At 60.1% G+C, this 13,687-nt stretch carries 12 protein-coding genes; 6 read left to right on the forward strand and 6 right to left on the reverse strand.

From position 1 onward, the window contains the following. Positions 1-521 precede the first annotated feature (521 nt). Positions 522-1,520, reverse strand: coding sequence for an ABC transporter substrate-binding protein (locus AWB68_RS06255; RefSeq protein WP_087643480.1), 999 nt, complete (start codon positions 1,518-1,520; stop codon positions 522-524). A 470-nt stretch (positions 1,521-1,990) separates the two neighbouring features. On the opposite strand from AWB68_RS06255, the gene AWB68_RS06260 reads away from it, so the two are divergent. From AWB68_RS06260 to AWB68_RS06295, 6 genes are all read left to right on the forward strand, one after another. Further along, the gene (locus AWB68_RS06260) at positions 1,991-3,205 is read left to right on the forward strand and encodes a substrate-binding domain-containing protein (RefSeq protein ID WP_087643481.1); all 1,215 of its coding nucleotides are present in this window, start codon (positions 1,991-1,993) and stop codon (positions 3,203-3,205) included. A gap of 794 nt (positions 3,206-3,999) precedes the next feature. Then, positions 4,000-4,947, forward strand: coding sequence for a 3-keto-5-aminohexanoate cleavage protein (locus AWB68_RS06270; protein WP_087643482.1), 948 nt, complete (start codon positions 4,000-4,002; stop codon positions 4,945-4,947). Positions 4,948-5,421: 474 nt separating this feature from the next. Further along, complete coding sequence (locus AWB68_RS06280) at positions 5,422-6,465, forward strand: homogentisate 1,2-dioxygenase (RefSeq protein WP_087643484.1); 1,044 nt, start codon at positions 5,422-5,424, stop codon at positions 6,463-6,465. 83 nt (positions 6,466-6,548) lie between these two features. After that, complete coding sequence (locus tag AWB68_RS06285; protein ID WP_235028235.1) at positions 6,549-7,106, forward strand: nuclear transport factor 2 family protein; 558 nt, start codon at positions 6,549-6,551, stop codon at positions 7,104-7,106. Between the two features lie 98 nt (positions 7,107-7,204). Further along, on the forward strand, positions 7,205-8,317 hold the full coding sequence (locus tag AWB68_RS06290; protein WP_087643486.1) for a Gfo/Idh/MocA family protein: 1,113 nt from the start codon (positions 7,205-7,207) through the stop codon (positions 8,315-8,317). A gap of 211 nt (positions 8,318-8,528) precedes the next feature. After that, entirely contained in the window at positions 8,529-8,765 is a 237-nt protein-coding gene (locus AWB68_RS06295) for a hypothetical protein (RefSeq protein ID WP_087643487.1), read from the forward strand. Positions 8,766-8,931: 166 nt separating this feature from the next. Here the strand turns inward: AWB68_RS06295 and AWB68_RS06300 are convergent, their stop codons facing one another. The 5 genes from AWB68_RS06300 to AWB68_RS06320 all read right to left on the reverse strand — a co-directional run bounded on the left by AWB68_RS06300 (position 8,932) and on the right by AWB68_RS06320 (position 13,633). After that, the gene (locus AWB68_RS06300) at positions 8,932-9,483 is read right to left on the reverse strand and encodes a MarR family winged helix-turn-helix transcriptional regulator (RefSeq protein WP_087643488.1); all 552 of its coding nucleotides are present in this window, start codon (positions 9,481-9,483) and stop codon (positions 8,932-8,934) included. 482 nt (positions 9,484-9,965) lie between these two features. Next, positions 9,966-10,943 carry an alpha/beta hydrolase gene (locus AWB68_RS06305; protein ID WP_087643489.1) on the reverse strand — a complete coding sequence of 326 codons (978 nt, stop codon included), beginning with the start codon at positions 10,941-10,943 and terminating at the stop codon, positions 9,966-9,968. A 58-nt stretch (positions 10,944-11,001) separates the two neighbouring features. Next, positions 11,002-11,769 carry a glucose 1-dehydrogenase gene (locus AWB68_RS06310; RefSeq protein ID WP_087643490.1) on the reverse strand — a complete coding sequence of 256 codons (768 nt, stop codon included), beginning with the start codon at positions 11,767-11,769 and terminating at the stop codon, positions 11,002-11,004. 21 nt (positions 11,770-11,790) lie between these two features. Continuing rightward, positions 11,791-12,171 carry a nuclear transport factor 2 family protein gene (locus AWB68_RS06315; protein WP_087643491.1) on the reverse strand — a complete coding sequence of 127 codons (381 nt, stop codon included), beginning with the start codon at positions 12,169-12,171 and terminating at the stop codon, positions 11,791-11,793. A 103-nt stretch (positions 12,172-12,274) separates the two neighbouring features. Then, the gene (locus tag AWB68_RS06320; RefSeq protein ID WP_087643492.1) at positions 12,275-13,633 is read right to left on the reverse strand and encodes an MFS transporter; all 1,359 of its coding nucleotides are present in this window, start codon (positions 13,631-13,633) and stop codon (positions 12,275-12,277) included. Positions 13,634-13,687 lie beyond the last annotated feature (54 nt).

Below are 13,687 nucleotides of genomic sequence, written 5' to 3' on the forward strand. Positions count from 1 at the left end.
ATTTCGCCGAAAGCTACGTGGCGACAAGGCTCTCGGAGAGGCCAAAAGGACTTAATCAGCGTTGCCCTAAGGATTCAACCGAATCGGCACGCCAATACTTTCCCGCAACGGTCGGCTCCCGACCGAAGGCGCCTTGCAGAAGGCCTGTCTCCACGAGAGCCGCGTCGCCCTCGACTGTCTGTCGCGTCACGCCGAACTGGAAATGGCCGCGGTCGATTGACCGGAGCGGAAATCGGGCCCTGCCTGACGTTGACGTTTGGTCGCCGCACGGCGATCGCGCATGCGGCAACAGCACGGCCGTAGAGGCGCGACCACATCGTCGTCCGCGCGACACGTGCGGTTGGCCTAGCCGAAAATTCACGTAGCCTGCCGGTTGAATCTTGAATCGTGTTCGCATGCCCGCCTGTTCGTTGACGGACACGCGACATTCGGGACAATCGGTTTTCCATCAGCCAGGACCTGTCATTCGGGGCTCGCACCCGGCTTCGACGCGTCGCCCCAGACAAAGCTCGACGCTGGAATCAGATCTTGAAGCTTTCGAGACTCGCAGGATGGAACAACTCCCGCGCCTGAAGCGGACGGCTGGACAATCCCTCGGCATGATGCCGGGCCAGGAAGCGGTCGATAGTCTGCTCGTTCTCGGCAAAGCCGTACGACCAGAAATCGAAGCCCATCAGCTTGCGCGCCGCCCGCAACTGGTCTTCGACAAACGGCAAAGTAATCTTGGTCACACCGGACTCGCTGAGCCGCGCGAGCGCGAGGGCCTTCGATTTCTCGAATGCCTTGACGAGTGCACCCGGCAGCCACGGATGCTGATCGGCGAGCGTTTTTCTGACACCGAGCGTGTGCATGATCGGAAACAGCTTGGTGCGCGCATACCAATCGGCCGCAGTCTTATGTGGATCGTCGAAGAGATACCGAACCTGCGGATGGCCCTGGTCAAAGCAGGAAGGCGCGCGCGGACCGATGACGGCGTCGATCTTTCCCGCCGCCAGAAGGCTGGAAATCGTTTCGCCTTCGGGAGCGTCTTCCAGCTTGATGTCGTCAGGCAGGTTCAACGAGATCTTCTCGACTCTGGCTGGATCTTCGTAGCCCCCGCGCACCCAGGTCACATCCGACGCTTTCACCCCATACTCTTCCTCTAGAAGAAGCCGGACCCAGACGTTGGCGGTGAGCTGGTACTCGGGTACTCCAATGCGCTTGCCCTTCAGGTCTTCAGGCTTGTCGATTCCCCGGTCCGCTCGCACGTAGATCGACGTATGTCGGAACGCCCGCGACGGAAAGACCGGCACGGCAATATAGGCCGACGTACCCGCAGCGGTCTTCACTGAATAGCTGCTGAGCGACAGCTCGCAGATGTCGTAGTCGGCGTGTCGAAATGCGCGAAAGAAGATCTCCTCAGGATCCTGCAGCATGAAGACCGGATCAACGCCGTCGATCTGAACATCCCCATCGATGAGCGGCCGCATGCGGTCATAGTTGCCAACGGCGATAGACAGCCGAAGCTTGTGATTTCCCATTACCTCTTCTCCTTGTTGCGGAACAGTAGAAACGAAAGCGCCAGCACGGGCCAGCCATGCGGGCCGGGAGATCGATCAAATTGATCTTTGTTTATCCTATATCGCATCATCCTACTTGGCTTTAGATATGTCAACGATCATGGGGGCGTTGCGTCTCAGTCCACTTGACCCCGCCTCACCTGCCCTCTCTCAATTTTGGCCTACGGTCAGGTGCGTGGCGCCCGCCCATCCTCACCGCTGCATGCGGAGCGCATTTAGGCCGCACCCGTCGCGTTCAAGTGCGCCTGGCCGGGGACTTTCCCTAGGGTGCTTGACTTAATTCATCCCGCCACACATTATTCGATATACATCGATCTTAAACCGCACTGTTTATTGCATTTGGAATCACGCATCAATGCCGCTACAGGAAAGTCCAGTTGCTTAATCGGCCCATTTCCCCTGCTCATCCATCACCCACGGCGAGGATCACCATGTTATTCAAGCTTGGCGTATCGCAAGCTGCAGTGCAAAAACTGCAAAGTCCGTTCGTTGCGCAAGAGACTACGCCCGCTCATCAGCGCAGCCTCAAGAACCGGCGCGATCTTCGATACTGGCCAGGAAAGATCCTCGTCTCGGCTACGCAATTGAGCGCCAGCCTGCTTCTTTCCACGGGTTTGCTCTGTACTGCTGCCTACGCGGCGGAAGATTCCATCACGAACCATCAAGGCGACATCACGCCGATGTGCGGCACAAAGCCGATGATCGTCGGCATATCCGACGGGTATGGCGGCAACACCTGGCGCAAGACCGGTCTCGAGGAAGCTCGGGACGAGCTCAGTCGGTGCAAGAACGTCAAGCGGATCATCTATAGCAACGCCAATGGCGACGCCCAGAAGGCGAACTCCGACATCAACAGCATGGTGGCGCAGGGCGTCAACGTCCTCATTCTGCTTCCCGACTTCGGCGCGGTGCAGCTTCCCGCAATGCGGGCGGCGATGAAAGCGGGCGTCGCAGTCGTCCCGTACTCGGCTCAGATGGCGGGCGTTCCTGGCCGTGACTATGTCGTCAACGTAGTGGGCGATACGAATCAGATCGGTGTCCTGTGGGCTGACTGGCTCGGAACCACACTCAAGAAGGGAAATGTCGTGTTCATGGGTGGATCGCCCGGAGCGACTACTTCCCAAAACTTCATGGATGGTCTGAGAGGTGGACTCAAGAAATACCCGGGTCTGAAGTTGCTCAACGAGCAGTACATCGTGACGAACTGGAATCCCGTCGACGCCCAGAAGGCCACAGCCGGTCTCATCGCGCAATATCCGAAGATCGACGCCATCGTGACGGATGGTGGCGGAACCGCACAGGCCGCCATAAAGGCATTCGAGCAGGCTCACCTTCCGGTCCCCGCCATCGCGACGATTGCAAGCAACAACGAGCTGAATTGCCATTTTCTCGCGGCGAAACAGTCGGGGAAGCCATTTCCCTATTACACGCTCGACGGCACGACGACTTATGTGCGCTTTGCGGTACGCCAGGGCGTAGCGGCATACCAAGGAACCGTGAACAAGGAATCTCCTGTGATCCTTCCGTTCCCGTATGCGGACAGCGCGAAAGGGCTCGACCCGAAGTGCGACGCCGCGGCACCACCGGATGCCGACCTTACCTCTGCGCTTCCGCCGCAGAAGCTGAAGGCCGTGTTCGAACATTGATAGCCAGGGACGATTCACGAACTGCATTCACTGTTGCAGATCATTGGGTCACGTAGCCCTTCCCGGCGTGCGAGCACTTGGCAACGTTTCGTTCTCGGTGCTCGCGTGCGAAGTCCACGGTCTCGTCAGCAAACCTCGGGGGACACCGAACAGGCGCACCGCCTTATGCTCGCGATCGTCCGGCAGGAGCCGGCCCTGAAGCCCGACATGGCCGCTGCCGAAAATCCCCATCTTCTTTTAGATGAGGATACCAAAATACAACGCTAACCCTTGCCACGACAGCGGTGGCTTTAGGTACGCGCAACGCGTACGCCCAAAGCAGAGCGACACTCTCTGGGCGCATCGCGGGGCCCGACTACGGCACCAACATCGCGACGCATTCTTCGACAAACGGTTACCGACAGGCGGCACAAGATCGTCGTCGCTCACGCGCCGTTCACTAGGGCTTTCCCTGAGTGCCTTGACTTACTTAATTCCGAACAGTATGATTCGATATAAATCGATCGTATGCGGAATTAATTTAGCGCAACCGATCTGATTGCGAGAGGGGCCAGCCCCTCGCATCCCGGCGGTTTCGTTTGCGCGGGGGTCGCGGGGCAGACGCCGTCTCGGGGAGGTCGAATGTATGGAGATGGACGTGGCGAGGAGGTCGCCGTGGTGTGCAAGCACTCCGGCAGGGGAGTTTCAGGCTCCCCCCTCAAGCGACCCGCGATTCGCCAAAGCCTCTCCAGTTTGATTGCCGTGGGTTCGGAACATTTTCGAACCTAATTTCACTACCTGTGTCGAGGATCACCATGATCGAAAAGCTGCCGCTCTGGGAAGCCGCCAAACGCGAATTGGAGGAGTATCAGTTTATTGCTGGGGCCGACCTGCAGCCCAAGTGGGATGTGTCGGAGAAGGTCGCCATCAACTGCGCGGTCTCCGGCCGCTTTGAAGACACGTCGTCTTTCCAGGCGTACGTGGATGAAGCGACCGCCGTGATCGAAGCCGGCGCCTGCGGCGTTCACATCGACTTCTCGTTCATGACCGACGCACAAGGGCGCCGCATGGATCGTGACATCCTGCCGGTCGAAGCGTACAAGCAGGTTATCGAGCCGCTGCGCGCCCGCTTCGGCAAGGATTTCGTGCCGAACGTGAATGTGCTGAACGGCACGACGTTCGATATGTGCTTGAGTCCCGCTCGCGAAGGCCTGACCGAAGTCGCGCCGTGTGCGCCGGGCCATCCGGAGGCGTTCGCGTTGCCGGCCGTCATGACGCTCGAGGAATTAGGCGTCAAGCCCGAATTGGCGGTCCACAGCTCCGGCGAAATCGAGCTTGCCAAGCGCAAGCTGATCGATACCGGCATTCTCAAGAAGCCGTACAACTGGCTGATTCTCTACGGCCTGCCGTTCAACGTCGGCCGCACGCTGGTTTCCGGCACGTGGGTGAGCGACGCCCAGGATATGGCGCAACACATGTTCCTGATGGTCGACCAGATTCGCAAGATCGATCCGACGTCGGTCATCAGCGTCTGCGCGGCGGGTCGCGCATCGCTCTATATGACCACCCTCGCCACCATGATGGGTCTGCATATCCGCGTCGGCACGGAAGACACGCCGTGGAAGTACCCGAACAGCGACGTGAAACTCACGAGCAACCTCGAGATGTTCAACATGGCGAAGGACATCGCCGCCCTGCTCGGCCGTAAGCCGGCAACGGCCAATGAATACCGGCAACTGGTCGGCTTGGCGGCCCGGACCTAAGGGATTCGTGCGGCGATGACGCGCAAGCGGACAGCGGGAACGGGCGATCGGATGTGAAGAGCAACGCAGACGAAGCCCGCTCCGCACGACCGACATCGCTGTACCGCGTTGCACACGGGCGATCTCCTCATGGTTCACGAAGAAGGTCGCCAGTTCTCCGGCATCAACACGTGCGAGCGTCGATGGCTTTCGAATAGCGAAATCCTGCTCTGATCGGCGAGAAACTTCGCTCTCACACCGGCGAAGCGCGATGAATGGAACATTTGATGCAGCAACGCACGATACGGACAGACCGAATGCCCAGGCGTCGCGAGTCCGTCGACCCTCGCCTCTTGACCCGCCCTTGCGGCGTCTTCGGGATGGTTTGCGCATGAAGGCTCGTGCAGTTCGAGGCCCTGCCCACGAAGCACACGGCGGGCGCATTACCAGATCTATTGCGGATGTATGCGTTCGAGAGCAAAAGGAGAGTGACAAATGAGCGATGAGACGAGAAGCGCAGAACCCGCCGTGCAACTGTGGACACGGGACGGGTTTCAAGGCGCGCTGTCGGTCGTTACCCGACCAACGTATGCGCCGGACTACCTTTCCGTCGAAGGGCCGCACGCGCCGCGCAGGGCGGTCCTCGACCACCTCACGCCGGATGATGCGACCGACCCGCAAGCGCTTCCCACCACCGTTGCGACCTCCCGCCTCGGCGTCCGACTGCATGTCTCGGGCCGTCGCACGCCGATGCCGTTCGTGGTCCGCAACGTGGAGGCGGACGAGATTCACTTCATTCAGTCCGGCACGGTCAAATTCGAAACCGATGTCGGCAGCCTCATTGCCGGCGAGGGGGACTTCGTCTGCATTCCTCGCGCGATCGCATACCGGTACTCCCCCGTCGACGGCGCGATGCGGAGCGTCATCGTGGAGAGCCCTTCCGCGGTCAAGCTCACGCCTCCCGCGCCGTCCGGCATGCTCAACGTGGCGCGCGACCTGAAGTACGCAGAGATCGATCAGGACATCCGGCCCGGCGGACCGACCCGTCTGATCCTCAAGACGCTCGATGGTGAAAACACCGTCTTCACGATGCCACACGACCCCCTTTCGCTAGGCGTGCTGCTTTCCGAGAGCGTGCCGGTCTGGAAGCTCAATCTGTCGTCAATCCAGGTTCACGCCTATCTGCCTGAGGGCGGTCCGCCCAGTCAGTTTCTGTCATCAGGCACGGGCGACATTCTGATGTTCAACCTCAGCGCGCGTCCCGGTGGGCGGCCACCGGTTCACATCAACGCCGATTTCGACGAGGTGATCTGTTACGTGCGAGGCCCGGGCGCCTGGGGCGGCTGTACGGAGCCAGGAACCTTGACATGCGTGCCCAAAGGCGTGATCCACCACGGCCCGTCCGAGGACGTTCATGAAGGCTACCAGGCGTGGCTGCTCGAAACACGCGCGACCCTGCGCTGGACGCCACGGGCGATCGCAGTGTCGCAATTGATGGAGACCGGCAATTACGCTCCGCATCCGAGTACGGTGAAGTGACCGCTGGCGCATAGTGCGACTCGATCGTCAGGTTGCGTTCCGGATTCGCAAGTGGAGGGTTCAATCCACTCACCCCCGGCGGCGTGGCATCGATTGCTTCAGCCGCGACGATTCAATCAAGGAGACCGAAGTTGGAAGCGAAACTTCAGCAGCTACTGGATGAAGCGGAGATTCGCCGCGTTCATATCCGCTATTGCCGCGGCATCGATCGGATGGACTGGGATCTCGTGCGGTCCTGTTATCACCCGGATGCGATCGACAGGCACGGCGCGTACAACGGAGATGTCGAAGGTTTCATCGACTGGGCAGCCGAGTTGTTGCCTAACTTCGAATCGACGCAGCACTTCACCGGCAACCAGTATGTCGAGGTGCACGGCGACGTGGCGTTTGCGGAGCACTATGCGCAGGCAAGCCATCGCACCAAACCCGACGGCGACAAGCCGGCGATGGATTGGGTGGTGAACGTTCGCTACGTGGACCGCATGGAGCGGCGAAACGGTGAATGGCGCATTGCCGATCGTTTGATCGTGCTCGATTCCCAGCGATCGGACCCGGTTCCCGGAGATCTGGCACTGCTCGAAAATTTCAATGTCGGGCGCCGTGACAAGGAAGACCCGTCGTACAAATACCAGATCGTATGACGGGCGCGGCCGGCGTCTGTGGCCGGCTCCAGAGGGTCAACCTTTGGGATCATGCGCTCAAGGTTACAGCAGCTACCTGAAGGTTAGAGGAGGAAGCAATGGAAGGAAAATATCGTGTCGGTATCGTCGGCCTGAGCCCGGGACGCGGTTGGGCGGCGACAGCCCATATCCCGGCCTTGCGGGCCTTGTCCGACATCTTTGAGCTCGCGGGCGTGGCGAATACGAGCCTCGCGAGCGCGCAGGCCGCGGCCGCCGCGTTCGACATCCCGCGGGCATTCGAAAGTGCCGCCGCGCTGGCCGCATCGCCGGACATCGACATCGTCGTCGTCACCGTCAAGGTTCAGCACCACAAGGAAGTCGTCACGGCGGCCCTGCAGGCGGGCAAGAGCGTGTACAGCGAATGGCCGCTCGGCAATGGGCTCGAAGAGACCATCGCGCTTGCCGAACTCGCGCGCGAGAAAAAGGCATTGGCCGTCGTTGGCGCGCAGGCGATCGCCTCCCCCGAAGTGCAGTTTATCCGCAAGCTCGTCGCGGACGGCAAGATCGGCGATGTCCTGTCTTCGACGTATGTCGGTTCGGGTTTCAGCTGGGGCGACGACATCCTGCAGGGTGACGGCTACGCCATGGACAATCGGAACGGCGCCACACTGCTTTCCGTGATCGGGGGGCACGCGATTGCGGCGATCGATGCCGTCCTCGGCGATATCGAACAAATCGACGCGGTGCTCTCGCAACGCAGGCAAACCGTGCGCATCATCGAGACGGGCGAAACCGTCGAGATGAAGACGCCCGACCACCTCATGGCGAACGCGATTCTGCGTTCCGGAGCGCCGCTGTCGTTGCAAGTCCGCGGTGGCCTGCCGCGCGGAACGAAGCTGCTGTGGGAGATCAACGGAAGCGAGGGCGATCTGCGCGTCACCGCGAGGAATGAATACGTCCCGGCGATCAACATCTCGCCCTTGCGCGTCGAGTTCGGACGCAAAGGCCAGGACGGCTACGAGGAACTCGACGTCCCGGATCCGTTCCCGATCGATGCCGGCGATGCCGTTGCGGCGCGCAATGTCGCCGGCGTTTACCGGTTGATCGCCGATGACCTGCGCCATGGCACCCGTACGGCGCCCAGCTTCGATCACGCATGCGCACTTCACGAAGTGCTCTATGCAATCGAGCAGTCGAGTGAAACAGGCAATCGGATCAAGGTGAGCAAGTAGCAAGCGTGTGCGGCTTTCAAATGCGCCGCACACGCACATGAAGCGCGCAGACATGAGTGTGCAGTGCTCCATCCTGTCCGTGGTCGGACGGGGTTGAAGGTGATGGCCCGGACTGGCCTCCCGGCGGACGCGAACGCACCTTTGGTGAGCGAGGCCGGTGGTCAGCGGGTTGTAGTCACGTGGTCAAGGCGTACGTGATAAGGAGAAGATGATGGCTAGCGCTGGAAAGTCGTTGCACTCGATGGTGGAACGCTGGCTTGCTCCCACCTCGATGGACACGGTGCACGTGGTCGAATTCAAGAACCAGCGTGCGAGGCGGCAATGTTACGTGTGCGTCGAAGCACGCAGGGCCGCCGGAACCGCAGCAATGTTTTTCTTTCGCCGCAAGGACGGGTTCTGGTGTATTTTCCCGCCGAACCAGGAGCGCCCGACCATGCGCGTGTTGTGAGCGCGACCGCGCCGGCGTTCTCCGCACCGGTCAGCAATGACCCGACGCCATCGTCGTCGTAGCAACGACCGGCGCATCCGGACTTTTGCTATCGTCCACGGGGCGTTGTTGGCGGAACGGATCGCTAAAAAAACGCGCACCGTATAACGCCTCGGATGCCGCCGGATCAATCCACGACCGAGTCGCCTTGGGAGATTTGCATCAGGTTGTTTTCGATCTGATGCATCACTTTCCAGAAGACTTGCATATCCTTCTGGGTGATCCCGTCGAGTGACGCCGAAATCATGTCGGTCAGTTCGGGCAGCATTTCATCGACCAACCGTTTGCCTTCATCCTGCAAATTGATGAAGTACTTTCGTCTGTCGTTCGGGTCTCGGGTTCGTTGTACGAATCCACGCTTTTCGAGGTTATCCAGCGCAGGCACTGCGGTTGTGGATGCAATGCCCACGCGCTTGCTGAGTTCCAACTGGTTCAGTTCACCGCGCTCGGCCAGTACGCGAAGGTAGTACCAGTGCGCAATAGCAAGGTTCTCCCTGTCAAGAATCTTCTGCCCTTGCGCGTCGTAGAGCCTGTGCACCGTCCGCGCCATCCACGGCACAGTCCGGCCACGGTCATCAAAAACGTCGGAAGATCTTTTCGCTCCCGGTACCCGTCCCGGTCCCGGCCGGATAGCAACGTCCATCTTCGCTTTGGTCGCAGTGGAGTTTGACTTAGGCATTCGCTCATTCCTCTACATAAGAGTGGCCAGTCGGACACGGAGCCGGTTGGCAATAAATACGACGATGACAGGCGTCTCGCCAGGAGATTCCCCAATCCCGTTGACGTTATGTTTCATGAAACACATCATTCGATATACGTCAATCTTGGGCGGAATCTTCTTTTCACAAATGATCCTTCGCGATGAGGATCATACATCAGGTGCCGATGCATTCGTCTCAATCCCTGGAGCATCTTGTGATGCAGCAACGCAATCCGACGCCTGCGGGCATGTAAGACGGCGCGGGGCAATTCAGAAAGGGCGCTGTTTCGGCTAGCTGGGGTGTGAATCGTCAGCCCGTCGCCGAGCCCGGATGCGATCACGGCACGCCACATGCTGGCACCGACCTCAGAACCGGGGAATTTTCGGGCGACGAGCGTGTCAGTTGGGACGCGGCGCTCGACATCGACGACCGGCGGTTTGCCGCCGATGAGATCGTGGTTTCACAGCGCAGTGTGCGAGCCGGCACCCGCCAGCAGTTTCTCTTTGAGGAAGACGCCGAGAGCATCCAGCGCTTTTGCCGATGCCGTCAACTTTCCGACACTGCCCGCAAATCCGTGCGGCATTCCCATCCAGACATCAAGCCGCACATCCGTCCCGGCAGCAACAGCGCGCTCGACATATCGGCGCGAATCGTCGAGCAATACTTCGTCGTCGCCGACATGGATGCGCACGGGAGGCAGGCCGGAAAGCCGGCTGTAAAGCGGCGAGGCCAGTGGAAGTTTCGGGTCGGCACTTCCCAAGTATGAACGCACCAGTTCCGTCACCTGCGGGAGCGTGAAATACGGATCGGCATCCGCGCGCGTCACATACGACTCGCCCGCGAGCGTCAAATCCGTCACTGGCGACAACGCGGCCACTCCTACAAGCGCCGTCTTGCCGGAAACGGCGTCGCCGGGGATGTGTGCGGCAAGCATGAGTGCGAGATTGCCTCCGGCAGAGTCACCCGTCACGGCAATCCGGCGAATGTCCCTTGCCTCAAGCCCGCGGTAACACGCCAGCACATCCTCCACGGCCGCAGGAAAAGGATGCTCGGGAGCAAGCCGGTAGTCCGGGATGAATGCGCTCGCTCCCGCCCTCGCGGCGATGTGCCCGACAAGGTGACGGAACGCTTTCGAAGTTCCCAAGGCGAACCATCCGGCGTGCAGATGGAGGATCGCTTCGTCAGACCGACGATGCGCAGGATGAACCCAGAGTCCCGGTATGCCGCCTAACGTGTCGGATTCAAAGGTCACGTCATCACGCGGCAAGACTCGCTCCATCATGGCATCGAATGGCTCGCGTGCTGCGATTCCTCGCAAAACGCCTTTCATGGAACTCGACATCGCTCGAGTCGCAGCGATGATCGCCGCATCTTCAGGGTCAAGCGGATGCGTTACGACGTGTTCTCTCAACGTGCTTTCAGTCGCCGGAGGTCGCATGGTCAGCTCATTTTGAATGGGTGAATCATGAATGACCTCGCCCGATGTCGGAATCGGGTCAGGTCGCGAGAAAGCCGCCGTCCACGGCCAACTCAGCGCCCGTCACGAAGGAGGACAAATCCGACAGGAGCCATACCGCAGCCGCGGCAATTTCTGCGGGTAAGCCAATACGGCCTACGGGGTGAGACGTCCGAAGTTTCTCGATCAGGTCGGCAAACTGAGGATCCGACGTCAGCGCCTGAACCATGGGCGTATCGACAGCACCGGGAAGAATCGCGTTGACGCGTATACCCTGTTGGCCATAATCGACAGCAGCGCCCTTAGTCAGACCCAACACGCCGCCCTTTGACCCGCAATAATCGGCCGAGCGCGGCACCGCCACCCGTCCGAGCGTCGACGATGTATTGACGATGGAACCCCCTCCGGTTCGCAACATCGCGCGTATCTCATGTTTCATGCAGAAGAAAACGCCGTCGTAGTTGACGCTTTGAATGCGGCGCCATTGCGTGACGGTCAAGTCATGCAGCAAGACGTTCGCTTGAGCGAGACCGGCGTTGTTGAACGCGCCGTCAAGCCGTCCGAACTTGCCTACCGCTGTCGCCACGAGCGCTTCGACCTGGGCTTCGTCGGCAACATCTGTCGACACGAAAATGGCCTCACCGTCCTGGTGCCGAATCGCCGACACGGTGTCCCGCCCATGCGCAACGTGGATGTCCGCCACCACGACGCGCGCGCCAGCCGCGGCGCACGCAATGGCCGCCGCGCGCCCGATACCCGTGCCGCCGCCCGTGACGATGATCGTCTTCCCTTCAAGCGTCCGGTTCATGCGCTTGCGCTCCCTTTGCAATCAATGCGCAAACAGTGGCGCAACGTCGATGTAGATACGGTAATCATTGATCTGTTTCTCGCACAAGCGCCAGATGGTCACGGCCGGCACCTTGAGTGTCGACCCGTCCTTGCGCGTGTAAGTCACGTCGAGCCGCGAAATGACGACGTCATCGGACGCCCAGACATCAAGCAGTTGATGCTTGATGCCGGCGATCAAAGCCATGAATGCCTTTGAAGCCTCGGCAACATTTTCGCGTCCGATGACCGGGTCACTATTGGCGTAAACAAACGTGCAGTTTTCTGTCAGATAGCGCGCTAACCGCTGCTCGTCCTTTGAATCAATGGCTTCGCATACTTCTGATGCGTATTCGAATGCTGCTGTCGGCGCCTGAGTGAACATGCCAGGGTCTCCTCCTCGAAGGGTGATTGAGTACGACGTATTGATAGCTCGAGGCACTACCCGCACAGCGCCTCGCAACTGACGGGGCAACTACTGCCCCGCGTTAGTGACTCAGTGATTCCACTCCGCCGGGCGTCGGTCTGAAGACGTGCGGCAGTGCACGCTGCTTGACCAGCAAAGCGATACACGAAAGCGCTCCGGCAACGGCGATCGTCGCGAAGATACCCACAAGCGAAAAATGCGACCGTACGAGTTCAGCAACGAGGAACGAGCCTGCGATCCCGCCAAAGCGGGCAATGCCGAGCATCCACGCGACACCCGTGCCACGCCCTTCAGTCGGATAAAACGCGGCCGCAAGCGCATTCATTGAAGCTTGCGCGGTGTTCACCAGCACGCCACACACAATAACGAAGGGCACGAGCAGGCCTACGTGTGCCGCGGTCTCTCCAATACAAAAGAGGCTGACGGCAGCGAGCGCGTAGCACGCGGCAATCACTAAATTTGCGTTGAAGCGGTCCATCAATGCACCGCATAACACCGCACCGATACCACCCAGCGGAAACAGTGCAGAGATCAGCGTCGCGCTCTTCGGGCTCAAACCCGCGTCCTTCAGCAGAATTGGCATCCAGTTGATCAACGCGTAGATAATCACGAGGCCCATGAAGGCGGCGAGCCATAGCATCAACGAGCCGACGATGTAGGGTCGCGACAGCACAAGCCCGATCCCGTTACCGCCCGTTCCCTGCGCGCGCTCGGTCAATGCGAAGCCGCGCGCATGGATCGCTTCATCGGAGATACGCACGAGAATTGCGCGAATGCGTTCTACAGCCTTGCCACTTGCAACCATGAAGCGCACCGATTCCGGCATCTTGAGCAATAGCAGGACCGTGTGGAGTATCGGTGCGATGCCGCCCAGTATCAGAACACTTCGCCAGCCGGCATGAGGAATCAACCATGCCGCAAACAGTCCACCCAAAGCCGCGCCCAATGGGAATCCGCAGCACATCAGGCTGGTCACGGTCGCGCGGCGCCGGGTCGGGCAGAACTCGTCCATCATTGTCACCGCGCCCGGCATCGCTGCGCCCAGGCCGATACCCGTGACGAAGCGCAGCACGGTCAGTTGACCCAGGTTCGCCGAGAATGCGGAGGCGACACAGGCAACACCGAAGAGGAACACGGACCCGACCATCAGCGACCGCCGTCCAACGCGGTCGGACAATGGACCGGACACGAGCGCACCGAATGCGAGGCCGAACAGTGCGGAACTCAGTACCGGTGCGAGATCCGGCTTCGCGAGATGCCACTCAGTCAGTAACGACGGTGCGATAAAGCCGATCGCGGCAGTGTCGAAACCATCCAGCATGACAATCACGAAACACATGAAAAAGATGAGTCGTTGAAAGCGGCCGAACGGGTGTTCGTCGATGAGCTTCTGGGCATCGATGACCGAAGCAAGTTTCATGGTTTATCTCCTGCCAATTCTGACGGGGATGCACTGGCCGCACATATCGCGCTG

Source organism: Caballeronia choica (genome assembly GCF_001544535.1).
GTDB classification, from domain to species: Bacteria; Pseudomonadota; Gammaproteobacteria; order Burkholderiales; family Burkholderiaceae; genus Caballeronia; species Caballeronia choica.